Here is a 17,117-nt window from a genome sequence, read left to right on the forward strand (position 1 = left end):
GAGGTTGTAAAGATTGAGAAATAAAACAAATAATAGTATGTGAGTGCCTTCTTTATGGCTATAAATGCATTATAAGCATTGTTTAAAACGTATCATAAAAGAGAGAATTCAAAAAGAAAGCCGTGCCTTAATACGACGCGGCTTTTCAATAGAGGTATGTGCAAATAATTCATACAAACGAAATTAACAATGAATGCCTATATACAAAACGTATTATATTGCAAGCGCTTTATTGTTTTTATGAAAACTTATCAAAAGGAACATAAATGATGGGTATGATCTTGATAACACTTATTTGAATGAGAGAGTAATTTAGAGCCTATAAACGCTTTTATGACTATCAAACGTATTAAGAATAACGCCTTTTCTTTAAAGAGATTCATTTGAAACGAAGCACATAATCACAATGCTTCTTTAAAACGTTTTAAAATACTAAGCTCAAAATTGAGTTGAGTGAATTCAAATAACTGACATTCTAAAATAAAAACGTATTAAAATGCTTTGTAGGTTTATTAAGACAATTAAAAGCAAATATGTATTAAGTGAAATGTCTATAACAAAACCCATTTTTACATTTACGCGCGTTGGTTTTTAAAAGTAGCTTTTCATAAGACAAATAAACAAATGCTTTTTTTATAGAATGTAAAGATTTCAAGATTTGCTCTGCTATAAAATCTAGATCTTCTTTTTTTCGTAAATGAAACGTTCTTAAGAGCAAATGATAACTAAATTATAGCTGTTATAAAAAGAGGTTTTAAACGTTTCTTATAAAGATCTCATTTTATGTTTCAAACGTTTAAACATTCCCTTAAAGAGATTCTCATAAGTGTATTTTCATTTTGCACTCAAACATATAATTTCTTTGCAAATTAACCAGCTCAAATTTGATCTCGTTATCTTTAGAATAGAGCATTCTTTAAACAATGCCGTTTTTTCTAAAAATTGAGTAAAATCCCATGTTTTGAGATTACAACGATTTTGAATTTTGCTTGCTTATCTTTGTTTCAATAGGTGCCTCCAAATTTGGGCTCAGTGCTTTTAAACTATAACTTTTAAAACGTTTGTTGATAGCTCGCTTGCAACGTTATAAAAAGGCTTTTGATCATAAGATATAATGTTTTGAATTTCATATCTGCTATTTCGTACCTCGGTAAAAAAATACCGTGATTATAAAACTGATCTTATCTTTAAATATTTTATGCCCCCTTATGAATTAAAACCTATAAGCTTATAAAAGTTTCAAACGATTATTTTCCTTTTAAGGTTTCGCTCAAAAAAGAGCAAAATACACATCATTCTTTTTTATGTTATCGATAATTCCAAACGACTAAATTTTTAATAATGCGATTTGTGAATGATAAAACGTATCATAAAATTTATGAACTGTTATAAATGATAACTGCTTTTCATTTTATTTGAATGCACACATGCGTTATAATATTTACATCATGATTTGCTTTTTATGGTCTATTCATACATGGCAATTGTTTATAAAAAATGGTCAAATGAATCACGTATAAAAGGATGGATTCTGATGGGGGTGTATATAAAATTATTTACATAATATATTGATTTTTTTATATTTTTATATAATATGTGATCCCTAATCAAGGGGCAGGTGCGGTCAAAATGCGGATAGAGGCAGTGCGCCGTATCTTGCCCTCTGTTTGGTTTAATGAAGAGACAACAGTAGCGGGTCGTAAGGCACTCAGTTGGTATCATGAAAAATGGGATGAGAAGCGGGGCATTGGTTTGGGGGCAGAGCATGATTGGTCCAGTCATGGTGCGGATGCCTTTGGTCTTATGTGCATTGTTTATGAAGCACCACTTATTAAACCGCAACAAGAACGTTATCGCACTATGGAAAGAGAAGCGGCATCATGGATGGCATTCTAAGTCATAACTATAAAAAAACGACATGTTTTGATGAATATGAACTCTATAGGCGCTTAAAATCTTGGTATAAGGAAGATATTGAACACGTTAATGAATGGCGTGAACAGGCGCGTGAAGATTTTGATTTTTATAATGGTCGTCAATGGGCAGAGGAAGATCTTGCGGTTTTAAAGGCGCAGCGGCGCCCCGTCATGACCTTTAATCGCATTGCACCCCTTGTTAATGCAATTGTTGGGGCAGAGCGTAACAACAAGCGTGAAGTGCAGTTTCAACCACGGCAAGTGGGAGCAGCCATATCTAATGAATTGCTAACCGGAGCAGCAGAATGGTTTCGTGATGAGGCAGAGGCGGAATATGCCGATTCCGATGCTTTTCAGGATATGATCATTTGTGGCATGGGCTGGACAGATACCAGACTTGATTATGAAACAGATCCTGAAGGAACTCCCGCTGTCCAGCGTTTAGATCCGTTGAAAATGGTATGGGATGCGAATGCCGTAAGACCCAATCTCATTGATGCGCAGCGTATGTGGTATGTTGACCGTAAAACCATTGAGGATGCTAAAAGTCTTTTTCCTGATGTGGCAGTTGAAGATCTTCATGCCGATTGGGCAATTGATGATACAACCGCTTGTGAGGAGTATCGTGCATCACTTGATGCCTATCATGAGGATTCCAATACCCTTTCATCATCAGAGTCATTTGCTGGAAAACGCTATGTTACACTTGTTGAATGCCGTTGGTTTGAATACGAAGCTTATTTCAAGGCGCCTGATCTTCAAACAGGACAGATGCGCAGTTATAGCAAACAAGAGTTCGAACAGCTTCAAAGGGTCGTACTACAACTACAAGGGGTGTGTTTCCATAAAAAAGTGGTAAGACGCGCTTTTTTGGGACGGCGTCTTTTAGCAAAGCCTGATAAACCGTTAGCGCCTGATGGGCAGCTTGGCTGGGAATGTACGGCGTAATTGGCGGCGTAAAAAGGGACCAACCGATGCCAAAGAGCCCATTTGTAAGGGCAAAATGATAAGAACAATAAAGGTAAGTTTCGGACTAATGGAAAAGAGTGCAGCAAGATAAATAATTGCAAACAGAACATTCAGGACAGTTGTGGCGATGGTTCCTGTTAGAAACCCGCGAATTGTATCAACTTCTCCAATACGCGAAAACAGTTCCCCCACTTTCCAATGACGTAACCCAGACAAGGAGAGGCTTAAAAGATGGGTGTAAATACGCCGTCCAAATTCTAGGGTAAGCCGATTGGCTAAATAAGTGCCTAGGTAACCTGATAGAGTGCTAAGAGCAGTGCTAAACAGCATGATAGCAACCATCAAGATAATGATAGCATAGAGACTTTCAAGGCGCTGAAAAGGGAGAATGCGGTCAATAATTGCTTGAAAAATAAAAGGGTTTACTAAGCCTAGTAAACGCAAAACAATAGCAACGCAACTGAGTTCGATGACATAATAAATATATTTCTTTGTTGTTTTTGTAAACCAAGAGAAGGCTACAGGTTTTTCTTGTGTATGATTCATTTGAATTTATGTTTGTTTAAGAGAAAGAGCGATGGATGTCGCATATTTTAACAGTATTGTAAATATTATTATTGCTTAATTAAAATATACAGTTTGTGAGAATATAATATAAACATAATGTATTTATTATTTATATTTATATTTTTTAAAACTATATTTGACATTCGTTAAACAGCATAATAATGACAGTTCCCACTGTATCATTGTGATGCAGTTTTTTAAATAGATATTAGGAGGATTAAAATGGGGAGTTCAAGCTCATCAAATGATTCAAGTAGTAACTCACAACCACACAGTTGGCTTTTTCCAGAAGAAGATGATTGTAGCGCAGGCGCTTATTCCCAAGCAACAGGTGAAGGCGGCATCATCGGACAATTAATAGGAGGTATTTCTAGTGCAATCGGAGGTATTTTTTCTGGACCGGGAGGTGTCAGTTCTGGCTTTGTCAATGGAGCAATAGGAGGTGGACTAGCAGGAGCTGGTGACGCTTTTGCAGATAAATACAATGCATGCCATACGCCACCAAGTTGTGAAGTAAGCGATTATGTTGAAGCAGCTGCCATACACGGAGGCATAGGAGCAGCAGCTAGTTTCGTAACTGGTCCAGGTGTAGTATTAGGCGGATCACTGGGAGCTGCTAACGGTTTGATAGATAAGTACAATGAATGCCATCCGAATCCAAGTTGTGAAGTAAGCGATTATATCGAATCAGCAGCCATAAAGGCAATCCCAGGAGCATTAATTGGTGCATTAGCTGGTCCGGAAGGAGTCGTAGGAGGCGGAATAGGAGGAGCTCTTGTCGGTTTTAAGGATAAGTACAAACAATGTCATCCGTAAAGTGGAGGGACACTGTTTTTAATTTATTTAGAAAATAACGATAAAGATATTTCTGAGATCAGTGATATTATAAACATATTTTAAAGCTGTGGCTAAACTGATTTCAGGGATATTTTTTTATGATAATAGATATTTTATTTTGGATTCTTTGTTATGTATACTTTTATTAGTTCCTTAGTAACAGCAATTGGATTTGGACTTTGCATGTTTTTTTACAATAAATTTAAAGGTGAGATCTGGAGTATAAAAAGGATAATATTAACAACAATTAGGTTTTTTATATTATATTATTCTGGAATTTTATTAGTTAAATATATAGGAATTTTAAAATAATATAGAATTACTTTATTATCATTATTTTATTATTTATTATAATTTATATATTTTTACAAATTATATTTGATTTTTTGCTAAATAGCATGCATCATCAGATGATTAAAGTTTTAACTCACAACCAAAAAGTTGGCTTTTTCCAGAAGAAGATTATTGTAGCGCAGACGCTCATTCCCAAGCATCAGGTGCAGGCGGCCTCGTAGGAGGCTTAATAGGAGGTATTGCTGGTACAGTCGGAGGTATTTTTTCTGGGCTGAGAAGTGTCGGTTCTGGCTTTGTCAATGGAGCAATAGGAGGTGGATTAGCGGGAGCTGGTGACACCTTAGCAGATAAATACAATGAATGCCATCCATAAAGTGGAGGAACACTGTTTCTAATTTATTTAGAAAATAGCGAGAAAGATATTTCTGAGATCAGTGATATTATAAACATCTTTAAAGCTATGGCTCAACTGATTTCAGGGATGTTTTTGTTTATGATAATAGATATTTTATTTTGGATTTTTTTGTTATGAATACTTTTACTAGCTCCTTATTGGCAACGTTTATATATGGATTTTTCATGTTTTTTTACAATAGATTTAAAGGTGAGATCTGGAGTATAAAAAGAACAATATTAACAACAATTAGGTTTTTCATATTATATTATGCTGCAAATTTATTAATTGAATATATGGGAATTTTAAAATAATATAGAATTATATTATAATTTAAATTTATGTATTATAATGTAATTAAAAAAATTACTCGTGATAAATGATTTTTATTTATTATAATAAATTATTTTATATAAAATATACTTTAAAATAAGATGTTTCATATATATAATATTCATATTATATCAGCTTAAATAAGCTTTATTTTCAATAATTATATTATACATGTTATTTATTTATATTTTTCTATGCAGCGTTTTTACATTATAAATTTAAAGGTTATAGTAATAAAGAAATTTTGAAAAAATTTTGTTAAGCACATTTTTGTTCATTATATTTATTATATTATTGACTATGACATTTTTTATTTGTTTACGTTATTTATATGAATAATAATTTATTTATTATTTTAATACTATTAAGCTTTTAAAAAATATTTACTTATTACAGTTGGACAGAGACTTTAATATTATTATAATAAATATTTCTGTTTTTTATTTGCTGTTTTTAAATCTTTTTAATTATTTCAAGAATGGGTCGTTTTGAGATTATTGTCTTTTGTATAAGGATTGTTAGTTTATAGATTTAAAAAAAGATTATTTTCTTATGTATCATATTCATTGAAAAGTAAGCAATTTTTATGAAATAAAGTGCTTTATCTCTCTTGATTGTTACTATCATCTGGTGAGAGAGGAAGTGAAGCGATTTCTGTATCAAGGGCATCCATAAAATCGATAATAAAGGCAGCATTAGTCCCCAAATCTCTTGGCAAATAACGAGAAGCAGAACGCATATCAACAAAGGTGGTATCACCTTCATCAGTTAAGCGGATCACGATGTCTGAAATAAAACCGAGGTAAAAAGTTTTAGCTCTCGTTTCAATATAAATCTCATTTTCTTCGCCTTTAAATTCTCGTTGCGCTACAATAGGCCAATCATACGCAGCCAAAACATTGAGAACGGATTCGCGAATGCGTTCAGGTGCGCCATTATAACGGCGCCCCGACATTTCTGGCCATTGTGACCTTTGTAATGTTTCTTGTTCAAGCAAAACACTTTTGAGTGGTAAAGCATCACTGGGGCGCATTGTGCGAAAAAAAGCCGGTGGTCTTTGTGTATCGGTAGAAACATCGTAGAGAGCAGGTAAGGTAAACCAAAGTCCAAAAAATAATACCAATGGTGTTGCAGTTATGAGTGAATAAAGTATTCCCTTTAAAGCTTTCATTCCCCCTAGAGCTCCATAGACCCACAAACTATGAAGTGCTTTAATAGCGAGAAAAACAGAAATAATCACACAGCCAGTAGAGATACTGGTTAAAATTATAAAGTCGGTTACATGAATGACGGAAAAACGTTGTAAGATGACCGAAAATAATAAAATAAAAAACGCTAATCCTCCAAATCGAGGGGACCATACCGCTGCTCTTGAAATTAACCGAACATATCTCTTTTTCATAAAGTTTTTTCCCCTCGACTGTAAACTATAAGCAAAGTTTCTTCAGATGACATATCCTACAAAAGTTTTTGCTCATAAGACAAAAGTAAAGCACTTATTTTTGAGATCAAGGATGCGTGATATTTCATCAATTTTTGGCGATTGTTTTAGGGCTTTCATTGAAGGGAATAAGTGTTTTTTACAGCACTTTATTCTATCATTGATTGAATTTTAGGAGAATGTTTGTCAATAAATAGCAATAAACTCAAATAACAAGTTTTATTATTGGTATCAGTATATTTGTTGAGAACTTTACCCTTCTTTTTTTCTCTAGTTGTGTGCAGTTTTTTATCGGATAGTGCCTATCGAATATAACATAAGTGTGTTTAACAGAGATTTCATTCTATCTCATATTTGATAATCAACAATGGGCTGATTTTTTCTGTATACATCTGTAGGTATACATGTGTGGCGGAGTTGTATTTCAATAAAGGGCTATTGTGAGAAGATTGAAAATACTTTATCTCACTCAATAAAAAATGAGGGATCAAAATCAGACAAATCTAAATTCGAATATTCGATTCATAGAGGAAAAAGATGACTGCTTTGATAGGTTTTGTTTCGTTTTTACTAAAAAGTAAGTTGCTGTAAAAGTGAAGATATTTTTATTCATAAAATATGTGGCAGGTCGCTGATGAAAGAAAAGCTTCACTTTCTTTTTTTGCAAGGGAAGAGGGGGCAAAAATACGTAAAATGACAAAACCTTCATTTAAATTTTTAGCAACTAAAACTGAATTAGCATTTATTTTAGGTTTTGACTTTTTGAGTTCTATTATTTGTATGGGTTTTCCAATGATAAGGTCGAGTGTCGCATCAGGGGCTGTTCGGTCATTAAGGCTGTAAAAAATAATTCCGTCGTGTGTGTAGGCTGCCAGTGACCAAAATTGTTGTGTTTTCAAAGCCTTTAAATGAACAGGTCCATTTTCAAGATTAAATCTGCAGACTTTAAGAAGAAAGAGCGGATCAGCAGATTGTTGAATAGGATTATCGGGAGTAAAATCAACAAATTGATAAGGGGCTCCAGATTTTTTAAGGCTTGTCCATATATTATTTTGTGCCCAAGTGGGGATCAGAAAGAGAACGCAAATATGAACGATAATAGCGCCAATGATGGCGAGCAGTGCGGTATGAATAAATCTAGTCACAATTTATTTGTCCTGATGGGATTTGTTCTATTGAGGGCATGGTGAGCTTTTTTAATGCCGTTGCGGAGATGATTGAGGTGTCGTATAAGGTGAGAATAAGCCCGAATTCTTTTTGACTAATGGTTGCAAGCCAATTGCCGGCTTGCGGTGTAGGTGAAATATGGATACGCAATTCGCCATCATGCTCATAAGTAATAGCGTTCGTGTGGAGTTCAAAAGGTATTTCTTTTGATGAAATATAGGGTTTAAGGGATTTGTCAGCTGTATAAAGGGTAAAAAGACGGGTTTCAGGGATGGTGCCTTTGAGCAAATAATGACAGTGAGGGTGGAGTGGGCGCCCTTGATTATCTTGCCAAATCTGGAATTGAATACCTTCAGTGCGTCCGAGTGAAACAATGCCTTGTTTGGCAGTGCGGGCGCGGGTGTAAGGATCCATATTGGTGGTGCCTACTTGTGGGTAAGCACCCCATTTTCCAATTGTAAAGCGTCCAAAATGAGGAAAGGAATTGAGCACATAGCCGACACTCAGTGTTCCACATAAAATGGAAAAAGTGAAGATAAAAAAGAAAATGGTTATATTAAAAAGTATCAGTGAATATTTTGAATTCAAAATGTTGAATCTCCAGTTGTTTTCATTTTTAAAGAGAATGTAGAGGATTTTTTCAGATCTTTATTAATCAAGCGCACGATGTTCAATGTTTCAGGAGAAAGCGTAGAGGGTATTGGGGAAAAAAATTCAGAATCTGTATGGGAGGAGGGTGTTTGAGGCTGATAAGGAAGCAGAGAATCTTTAACACCGTAGAGCTGTTTGAGCATGATATTTTGGTGTGCAGCGAGCATGATGCGATGCCATATCATGGCAGGAACGCCTCCCCCAAAAGCACGATTCATGGGTGAAAAGTTATCATTTCCCATCCATACTGCGCCAGTATAATTACCCGTAAAGCCCACAAACCAAGCATCGCGATAGGATTGTGATGTTCCAGTTTTTCCAGCAACAAGTGTCATGGGTAGAGCAGCACGCTTACCGGATCCTCGTGTTGTGACGCCCACCATCATTTGGTTTATATAAGCCGCTGATTGACTGCTGAGAACTCGGTGTAGTTTTTTTCCGTTATGCTCGAAATCCCACACTAAATGACCATCGAGTGTTCTGATTTGTGTGAATCCATGACGATTACCAGCTATTCCACCATTCGCAAAGACATTAAAGCCCGTTGCTTGATCCATGGGGGTCATGTTGGAAGTACCAAGAACCATCGTTTTGTGTGATAAAATATGCGCGTTGATCCCCATACTCTTGATAAGATCTATAATGGGTTTTGTATCGCGGTGAAGATATTGATAGGTGAGGTAAACAGGAACTGTGTTAATGGAAAAGGCTAAAGCCGTTGCCAAATCAATTTTTCCCAGATAACGACCAGAATTATTTTTAGGTGTCCAACCGCCCCAATTGATAGGGGCATCTAAAACAATTGTTGAAGGTGAAAGACCGTGTTCCAGTGCGGTTGCGTAAACATAAGGTTTAAATGAAGACCCAGTTTGCCGTCCGCCTTGTGTTGCTCTGTTAAATTGACTCTTTTTATAATCCACTCCTCCAACAATTGCACATACAGCACCGTTATTGTCAAGTATAACAGTGGCGGCTTGTGTTACGCGATATTGTTGACCATATTGATGTAAATGATAGGCAATTGATTCTTCTGCTACTTTTTGAAGTTCTGGATCAAGGGTTGTTTGAATAATTAAACGATGACTTGGAAGTTGATCACGCATTTTTTTGACTTCCTCGAATACCCAATCAAGAAAATAGTCAGGCTGATTATTGTCTATTTGGGGAAGTGCCCGAGCAGGATGGCGATGTGCGTTGATAATCTGGCTCTCCGTCATGAAGCCGCTGTTAACAAGATTAGAAAGGACAACATTGGCACGTGTTTGAGCCGCAAAGAGATGACTATGAGGAGCGTATTTGGTTGGCGCTTTAAAGAGCCCTGCTAACATCGCCGATTCATTTAAAGAAATATGACGTATGTTTTTTCCAAAATAAAATTTTGCTGCTGCTGCAATACCAAAATTATTTCCTCCCATATAGACACGGTCAAGATAAAGTTGCAAAATCTGTTTTTTGCTAAAATTTGCCTCTAACCAAAGAGCAAGATAAGCTTCTTTGATTTTACGTGTTATCGTGCGTTCATTTGTTAAGAATAAATTTTTTGCCAATTGTTGTGTAAGAGTTGAACCACCTTGCACCACGCCTTTAGCGTGCATATTTTGTGAAATTGCCCGTGTAAGTCCTTGAAAATCAATGCCCCAATGATCGAAAAAACGACGGTCTTCTGTAGCGAGAACCGCTTTAATAACGGTGTCAGGCATTTCTTCAACGGGGACAGAGATCGCCGGCAGTGCACCACGATGACCAATGGAATTTCCATAGCGATCGAGAAAAAGAATGGAAAAATTTTGTGGAGAAGACCAATCTGTTTTGGTTAGTTCAAAAACAGAAATGCCAAAAATGGTAAAAAGAGTAAAGCCTATCAACCCTAATGTGAGTATTTCATCGAAAACTTCAACGATAAAGCGTTTCCATCCTTGAAGATGAAAATTTTGTGAGATGATTTTTGCCTTTTTCCAGAAAAAACTGTTTGCAGAACGAATGCGATAAAGCGCTGTATCTAATCGTGCATCTAATTCGATAAGCGTAGGGCTGTGAAATGGCTTATGCTGTTGTCCTTTCTTTTTTTTAAAAAATTTAAACATTTAAAAAGAGCCTATGGCAAAGCAATACAACCAAACAAATCTATAAAAATTATATGGAGTAGAAGTATTTTTTTTCTATAGTGATACAGAGAAAGAATTTATTGGAGAATTATTCATTTCTTTTAAGACTGTGTATTAAGATTTTATTATTTTATCCAATAAACTTTATTGTCATTATTAAAAATATTTTATTTTGAATTTTTAAAAATTTGGAGTAATATTAATACGTTATTCTGTAAGACAGAGGATAAATTATTTTTCATTTTTGGTTTTTAAATTGACCTGAAAAAAAACATTATTTCTTGTATCTTATCAGAAGATTAAGAAGATAGGTTATTGAAATATCTATGATGAAAAAAATTTTCTTGTTCGTGATAATAGCATCTTTTTTAGGAGCCGATTCTGTTATGGCTGCTGGTTGTACTGAGGTGGGTAAAAAGGTTGCAACTCAGGAGAAGGGGGTTCTCGTCCGTTCAAAACTGGTTGTTGAGGATGGAAGGGATATGTGTGCAATTGTGGTTGTTATCCCAGCCCATAATGGTGAAAAGTTGCGACGCGTTGAGGTTGTGGTTCCCGCCAATTAGCATTTGGTAGATATTGTCATGCGTATTTTAATTGCCGAAGATGATCGAAATCTCAATCATCAATTGGCAGAAGCTGTAAAACGTGCAGGATATGTTTCCGATAGTGCTTTCGATGGTGAAGAGGCTTATTTTTTAGGGAGTACAGAGTCTTATGACGCGGTGATACTTGATATAGGTTTACCGCAGATTGATGGTATTCGTGTTGTTGAAAAATGGCGTCAAGAAGGGCACACCATGCCTGTTTTAATTCTAACGGCACGAGATCGTTGGTCTGATAAGGTATGCGGTATTGATGCAGGGGCTGACGATTATGTTGTGAAGCCATTTCATTTGGAGGAATTGATGGCGCGCTTGCGGGCACTCATTCGTCGTGCGACAGGACATGCAACAAGCGCCTTATGTTGCGGAAATGTTTTATTGGATACGAAGACCTCTCGTGTTTTTGTGGATGGTCAATTGATTAAACTAACATCTTATGAATTCAGACTTCTGTCCTATCTCATGCATCATTGTGATAGGGTCATTTCAAGAACAGAGCTGACCGAGCATCTTTATGATCAGGATTTTGATAAGGATTCGAATACGGTGGAAGTTTTTGTCGGGCGGTTACGCAAGAAGCTTGGCGTGGATTTGATTGAGACTATTCGAGGAATGGGATATCGCGTGAAAACGCTAGGTGATGAATGAATGTTTTAAAAGAGGATAATTGGTTTCAGAAATTCTTTTTTGTCATTACGCGATCGCTCAGTTTACGTGTTATGATCCTATCAACTCTATGGGTTGTTATTTCTCTTTTATCGATTTCTGCAGTGAGTATTTTATTTTATAAGCGTTCAACTGAAGAGAGTCTAGAGCGTATTCTTTCTGCTCAACTTTACAGTTTGATTGCAACAGTGACGGTAGATTCGGACGGCACTTTGAAAGGAGGATCTGGAATTGATGACATTCGTTATGCTGATCCAACAACGGGATGGTATTGGGAAGTTGTTGCGATATCCCATAATTTAAAAGGAAGATTGACCTCCCCCTCATTGGGAACAGGAGAGATCTTTACACCCAGCGATCTCGATATACCTTTTGACAATAAATTCTTTCGCTCTTATCGGATAAAGGGAAAGAATGGTCAAAAGCTCCAAGTGATTGAGAGTGATGTTGTTCTTGATAATAAAAATCATATTGCACGCTTTCGGCTTGTTGGGAACATTGATGAAGCGCACGCTCAAGTAAAGGAATTTAAGCGAACTTTGCAAGTTTTTCTTTGGAGTTTTGGCATTGGGAGTGTTCTGATTAATATTGCGCTTATTTTCTTTAGTTTTCAACCGTTGAAGCTTATTCGACGCACATTGAATGATATACGAGAAGGAAGAGTTCACTATGTGAATACTGATTTCGTTAGCGAAATCATGCCGCTTGCCCAAGAGATGAATGCTCTCATTAAGAATAATCAGCGTATTATTGATCGATTTCGCACACAGGTTGGTAATCTCGCACATTCATTGAAGACACCTCTGTCCGTGATTATGAATGAGACAGATAAGATGCCTGGAAAAAAGGCTTTTTTGTTGAGAGAGCAAACGCAAATCATGCAAGCTCAAATCAATCGTTATCTTCAGCGGGCGCGGATTGCCGCACAATGTGATAGTATTGTCTATCATACATCTGTTCGCAGTGTGGTTGATCGTTTAGTGCGGGTGATGAAAAAGCTTAATCCTGACAAACAAATTGAATTTATTATGGATATTGATGATATTGTTTTTTCTGGAGAAAAGGAAGATTTAGAAGAAATTATAGGGAATTTGATTGAAAATGCTACTCAGTGGTCTCGCGCAAAGGTGTTGATCTCTTGTTGTTTAGAAGAAAACCTTGAAGAAGAAAAATATTTTAGTATCTTTGTTGAAGATGATGGTCCTGGTTTAACAGAAGATAAAATTGATGAAGCGTTAAAAAGAGGGCGGCGGTTTGACGAAAGTAAACCGGGGACAGGTTTAGGGTTAGCAATTGTTTCAGATATGGTCAATGAATATGGTGGCACTCTCTTTTTATCGCGTTCTGTCTTGGGGGGGCTGTGTACAAAAGTTTTATTACCCAAAATGGGAGAATAATATATTTTCTCCTTAAGCAGAAAATGTCTATAAACTTTGTAAAGAAATATTTAGACAATACAAAAAAGGAGGGAAGCATTTCAGAAGATTCGTATTTATAATCAAACTATGAAAATAAAGCCTTGTTTGATCTATTGAGAGAAATGAAAGATAGATTTTATGATGTTCTTCATAAAAAGATAAATTTTTATCATTTCACATTACTCTTCTCATGAAGAGGGTAAAGGTAAGCGAGTTATCTTCTGTTTGTATTGGAAAAAAATGATATGCTCTTCTTCATTTTTGCAGCATTTTTTCTCACTGTTCTGGCAATTATTCTTTTTCTTTCACTAGATTTTGATGATGAAGTAAAGAAAAAATGGCAAGTTCAGACCATGGATGGTTATAGAAGTCAGATGAATACAGTTGAGTCTTATAAGTTTTATAGGCATTCTAAAAAAAGAAATATTCTTAAAACGCTTAGTGTTTTGTTTGTTCTTCTTATGACTTGGAGTATCTATGGGCTAACGGGTAATCCAGAAGTAAAAAGTTATTTTTTTAGCGAATTAATGGCTAAGAATCCTAAACTTCTCAGTAAGCAAGAAAAGCTTGTTCGTCTGCAAGCGCTTTTTTTTCGCTCTCCTCATGATGGCAAGTTAGCCGATGCGTTAGCGGTAGGGTATCTCGAAGAAAGCCATTTTCAAGAAGCTGTGAATACTTATTTAGATGCCCTTCGTTTGAATGGAGAAACAGCACCAAGGCTTGTAGGATATGGTTTAGCATTGGTTGGTTATGAAGGGGGAGTGATAACACAAGAGGCACAAAGAGCTTTTCAAAAAGCAGCAGATTTAGCGCCAACAGATTTTTATCCGCGCCTCTTGTTGGCCGATGCATTTCATCAAGCCGGAAAAACGGCGCAGGCAGTGCAGTTTTTACAAAGCTTTCTTGATACAATGCCTAAAAATTTTGCAGGACGCTCACGGGTTGAAAAAATGATGATTCAGTTACGTGATTCATCAAGTGAATCAACAAAGAAAAGTGATCGTCGTCAATTAGAAAGATAAGAGAAGTGATCATTCTGGAAGAGGAAGGGATAGATGAAGGAGGTTGAAGAGCAGAAATGAAGAATGCCAAGAGCCCAGCACAAGTTGTTATAGAGTAAATAAAAATTGGTGTAAAAACTAAAAAAGGAAGAAAAATATTGATAAGCATGTTGGCAAAGGTGAGGTATTAGATAAAAAGTTGCACCTATAGAAAAGATGTGCAAAGCTCTTAAAAAAATAAAATATGGATGCTTATAGAACGTGTTTAAAATTTTTTTGTAGAGTGTCTATGAACAATCAATCTTTAAAGAACTCTGCTTCGTTGAAACTTATTTTAAAGCAGCGAAAAAAAAAGCGCTTACTGATCATTTTATTGTGTTGTTTGGTTATGGCAATTGCAGCAAGTCTCATCGTGTATGCAATGCGTCATGCAGTCAGTTTTTTTAGAATGCCCTCTGAAATTACAAGAGAAGATATTTTGACCGAGCGCCCTTTGCGTTTGGGCGGTTTTGTTGAAAAGGGGACAGTTGAATATATTGGAGAGAGTAGCGTTATTTTTTTTGTAACGGATAACACAAAACATGAAAAAGTGATTTTCAATGGTACCTTACCGGATCTTTTTCGTGAAGGTCAGGGGGTAATTGTAGAAGGGCATTTCGATAAACAGGGTTTTTTTATAGGAACGCGTATTTTAGCAAAACATGATGAAACTTATATGCCTAGAGAAACCGCTGATCGCTTGAAAAAATATTACAGTATGGAGAAATAATTCGATTGTGCTTGTCGAACTGGGTCATATTTTTTTAGCCGCAGCATTTGCCGTAAGCTTATTAGAATCTTTCTTACCTGCTTTAGGTTTTTGGAGACAAGAGCGTTTGTTAAGGCAAACAGCTATTCCTCTCACATATATCACTTTCACATTATTACTCTTCTCTTTTTTAGTGCTGATTTACGCTCATGTTGTCTCTGATTTTTCTGTTTTGAATGTTGTTGAGAATTCTCATTCAGAAAAACCGATGCTCTACAAAATCACAGGTGTTTGGGGTAACCACGAAGGCTCTATGTTGTTATGGGTCTTAAGTCTTACTTTTTTTAGTGCATTAATGGCCTTCTTTAGCCAATATTTGCCAGAAGATTTTAAGACACTTATTTTAATTTGCCAAAGTTGGATTACAAGCGCTTTTCTTTTATTTATTCTTTTTGTATCCAACCCATTTTTACGTGTGAATCCACCAGCATTACAGGGAAATGATCTCAATCCTCTTTTACAAGATATCGCATTAGCGATTCATCCTCCCCTTCTTTATTTAGGTTATGTTGGTTTTTCACTTTGCTTTTCTTTTGCTGTTGCAGCATTGATTATGGGGCATATTGATAGGATTTGGGCGCATTGGGTTCGTCCTTGGCTTCTACTTTCTTGGTGTTTTTTGACGTTGGGGATTATGGTTGGCTCCTATTGGGCTTATTATGAGCTAGGATGGGGAGGATATTGGTTTTGGGATCCTGTTGAAAATGTTTCGTTTATGCCTTGGCTTTCCGGAACAGCTCTTTTACATTCTACTCTTGTTCTCGAAAAACGAGGAATATTGAAAAGTTGGACTTTGTTTTTAGCACTGCTCACTTTTTCTCTTTCTCTGATAGGAACATTTCTTGTTCGCTCTGGTCTTTTAATATCTGTTCATAGTTTTGCTGTTGATCCAGCGCGAGGGAAAGCAATTCTTGCACTTTTATTTTTCTTTACGGGAGCCGCTTTTCTTCTTTTTGCCTTACGCATCCCTCTTTTAAAAACAGAAAGATTTTTTCAACCAATTTCGCGCGAAGGGTTTATTGTTTTAAATAACTTGTTACTGACAACAATAACCGCAACAGTATTGATTGGTACGCTCTATCCTTATTTTATTGAGATGTTAACAGGGCAAAAAATTTCTGTAGGGGCTGCTTTTTTTAACCTCACCTGTGGACCACTCATGCTTTTGCTGTTGTTACTTGTTCCGTTTGGGTCAATGATGGCATGGAAACGTGGTGATTTTCTCGCAGTTTCTGAACGGTTGTGGTTTGTTTTTATCTTGGTTGGTATCGTCTGTTTTATAATATTTTACGCGACATCTATGCGTGATATTCTTGCATTTTTAGGCATTGGGCTTTCACTGTTTGTTTTTTTTGGCAGTTTAGCGGATCTGTGGGGAAAGAGCGGGCATCACAAGGTAACTTTTGGGGTGCGGGTTAAGAGATTTATAAGATTACCATGGTCAGTTTTTGGTGCAGCAATGGCGCATATGGGACTAGGCGTTACATTATTTGGTATTATTTGTGTGGCAAGTTTTGGTCAAGAACGTATTTTAACCATGAACATAGGAGAGTGGGTGACGATAGCGGATAAAACGCTTCATTTTGATACCGTGGATAATCGTTTTGGTTCGAATTATTCGGCAATGGAGTTTTATTTTAAAATATATGAAAATAAAAAAATTGTGGGTCATATCACAGCTTCAAAGCGATTTTATTCAAGCCAAAATACATCAACAACGGAAGTTGGTCTTCAAAATTATGGCTTATCGCAGCTCTATATTGTTCCGGGACATCTCAATAATCGGGGTCTTGTTGTGCACATATGGTGGAAGCCTTATATAATATGTATTTGGTTAGGGGCATTCATGATGGCTATGGGAGGATTTTTTTCCCTTCTGGGGTATTGGTTTCGCACTGGAGCCCACAAGAGAGTGTTGCTTATTTTAAATTTTAGGAGAGGACATTGA

General features: G+C 36.2%; 13 protein-coding genes and 2 pseudogenes. 9 read left to right on the forward strand and 6 right to left on the reverse strand.

The annotated features are described in order from the left end of the window. Positions 1 to 1,596: 1,596 nt before the first annotated feature. Positions 1,597 to 1,896: pseudogene (locus tag NNJ73_RS08640) on the forward strand (PBSX family phage terminase large subunit); the annotation flags it as partial. After that, positions 1,881 to 2,855: pseudogene (locus NNJ73_RS08645) on the forward strand (portal protein); the annotation flags it as partial. The pseudogenes NNJ73_RS08640 and NNJ73_RS08645, both read left to right, overlap by 16 nt. Here NNJ73_RS08645 and NNJ73_RS08650 read toward each other — a convergent pair. Further along, positions 2,823 to 3,431, reverse strand: coding sequence for an ABC transporter transmembrane domain-containing protein (locus tag NNJ73_RS08650; RefSeq protein ID WP_254493704.1), 609 nt, complete (start codon positions 3,429 to 3,431; stop codon positions 2,823 to 2,825). The pseudogene NNJ73_RS08645 and the gene NNJ73_RS08650 sit on opposite strands and share 33 nt — an antisense overlap. Positions 3,432 to 3,674: 243 nt before the next feature. On the opposite strand from NNJ73_RS08650, the gene NNJ73_RS08655 reads away from it, so the two are divergent. Further along, complete coding sequence (locus NNJ73_RS08655) at positions 3,675 to 4,268, forward strand: hypothetical protein (RefSeq protein ID WP_254493705.1); 594 nt, start codon at positions 3,675 to 3,677, stop codon at positions 4,266 to 4,268. Between the two features lie 501 nt (positions 4,269 to 4,769). Here the strand turns inward: NNJ73_RS08655 and NNJ73_RS08660 are convergent. The 5 genes from NNJ73_RS08660 to NNJ73_RS08680 form a co-directional block, all read right to left on the reverse strand. Continuing rightward, the gene (locus NNJ73_RS08660) at positions 4,770 to 4,940 is read right to left on the reverse strand and encodes a hypothetical protein (protein WP_254493706.1); all 171 of its coding nucleotides are present in this window, start codon (positions 4,938 to 4,940) and stop codon (positions 4,770 to 4,772) included. 971 nt (positions 4,941 to 5,911) lie between these two features. Continuing rightward, positions 5,912 to 6,712, reverse strand: a complete 801-nt coding sequence (locus NNJ73_RS08665) for a DUF1499 domain-containing protein (RefSeq protein ID WP_254493707.1) — start codon at positions 6,710 to 6,712, stop codon at positions 5,912 to 5,914. 644 nt (positions 6,713 to 7,356) lie between these two features. Continuing rightward, a complete protein-coding gene (locus NNJ73_RS08670) occupies positions 7,357 to 7,896 on the reverse strand; it encodes a hypothetical protein (protein ID WP_254493708.1) in 540 nt (179 codons plus the stop codon). Continuing rightward, positions 7,889 to 8,485: a DUF1214 domain-containing protein gene (locus tag NNJ73_RS08675; RefSeq protein WP_254493823.1), complete on the reverse strand. Its 597-nt coding sequence runs from the start codon at positions 8,483 to 8,485 to the stop codon at positions 7,889 to 7,891. The genes NNJ73_RS08670 and NNJ73_RS08675 overlap by 8 nt, the downstream gene beginning before the upstream one ends. A gap of 17 nt (positions 8,486 to 8,502) precedes the next feature. Next, positions 8,503 to 10,653 (reverse strand): transglycosylase domain-containing protein, encoded by a 2,151-nt coding sequence (locus NNJ73_RS08680; protein ID WP_254493709.1) that lies wholly within the window; start codon positions 10,651 to 10,653, stop codon positions 8,503 to 8,505. Positions 10,654 to 11,000: 347 nt separating this feature from the next. Here NNJ73_RS08680 and NNJ73_RS08685 point away from each other — a divergent pair, with 347 nt between their 5' ends. The 6 genes from NNJ73_RS08685 (at position 11,001) to NNJ73_RS08710 (ending at position 17,117) form a co-directional block, all read left to right on the forward strand. Next, positions 11,001 to 11,237, forward strand: a complete 237-nt coding sequence (locus tag NNJ73_RS08685) for a hypothetical protein (protein WP_254493710.1) — start codon at positions 11,001 to 11,003, stop codon at positions 11,235 to 11,237. A gap of 18 nt (positions 11,238 to 11,255) precedes the next feature. Next, positions 11,256 to 11,924, forward strand: coding sequence for a response regulator transcription factor (locus tag NNJ73_RS08690; protein ID WP_254493711.1), 669 nt, complete (start codon positions 11,256 to 11,258; stop codon positions 11,922 to 11,924). Further along, entirely contained in the window at positions 11,921 to 13,339 is a 1,419-nt protein-coding gene (locus tag NNJ73_RS08695; RefSeq protein WP_254493712.1) for an ATP-binding protein, read from the forward strand. The genes NNJ73_RS08690 and NNJ73_RS08695 overlap by 4 nt, the downstream gene beginning before the upstream one ends. A 266-nt stretch (positions 13,340 to 13,605) precedes the next feature. Continuing rightward, positions 13,606 to 14,382, forward strand: a complete 777-nt coding sequence (locus NNJ73_RS08700) for a tetratricopeptide repeat protein (protein WP_254493713.1) — start codon at positions 13,606 to 13,608, stop codon at positions 14,380 to 14,382. Between the two features lie 268 nt (positions 14,383 to 14,650). Then, on the forward strand, positions 14,651 to 15,130 hold the full coding sequence (gene ccmE, locus NNJ73_RS08705) for a cytochrome c maturation protein CcmE (protein WP_254493714.1): 480 nt from the start codon (positions 14,651 to 14,653) through the stop codon (positions 15,128 to 15,130). A gap of 7 nt (positions 15,131 to 15,137) precedes the next feature. After that, entirely contained in the window at positions 15,138 to 17,117 is a 1,980-nt protein-coding gene (locus tag NNJ73_RS08710) for a heme lyase CcmF/NrfE family subunit (RefSeq protein WP_254493715.1), read from the forward strand.

Source organism: Bartonella sp. B1099 (assembly GCF_944801835.1).
Taxonomy (GTDB): Bacteria; Pseudomonadota; Alphaproteobacteria; order Rhizobiales; family Rhizobiaceae; genus Bartonella.

Coding starts and splice junctions, on each gene's coding strand:
- NNJ73_RS08665 (WP_254493707.1), bottom strand. CDS start 6,712: ATGAAAAAGAGATATGTTCGGTTAATTTCAAGAGCAGCGGTATGGTCC.
- NNJ73_RS08680 (WP_254493709.1), bottom strand. CDS start 10,653: ATGTTTAAATTTTTTAAAAAAAAGAAAGGACAACAGCATAAGCCATTT.
- NNJ73_RS08690 (WP_254493711.1), top strand. CDS start 11,256: ATGCGTATTTTAATTGCCGAAGATGATCGAAATCTCAATCATCAATTG.
- NNJ73_RS08650 (WP_254493704.1), bottom strand. CDS start 3,431: ATGAATCATACACAAGAAAAACCTGTAGCCTTCTCTTGGTTTACAAAA.
- ccmE (WP_254493714.1), top strand. CDS start 14,651: ATGAACAATCAATCTTTAAAGAACTCTGCTTCGTTGAAACTTATTTTA.
- NNJ73_RS08695 (WP_254493712.1), top strand. CDS start 11,921: ATGAATGTTTTAAAAGAGGATAATTGGTTTCAGAAATTCTTTTTTGTC.
- NNJ73_RS08700 (WP_254493713.1), top strand. CDS start 13,606: ATGCTCTTCTTCATTTTTGCAGCATTTTTTCTCACTGTTCTGGCAATT.
- NNJ73_RS08655 (WP_254493705.1), top strand. CDS start 3,675: ATGGGGAGTTCAAGCTCATCAAATGATTCAAGTAGTAACTCACAACCA.
- NNJ73_RS08685 (WP_254493710.1), top strand. CDS start 11,001: ATGATGAAAAAAATTTTCTTGTTCGTGATAATAGCATCTTTTTTAGGA.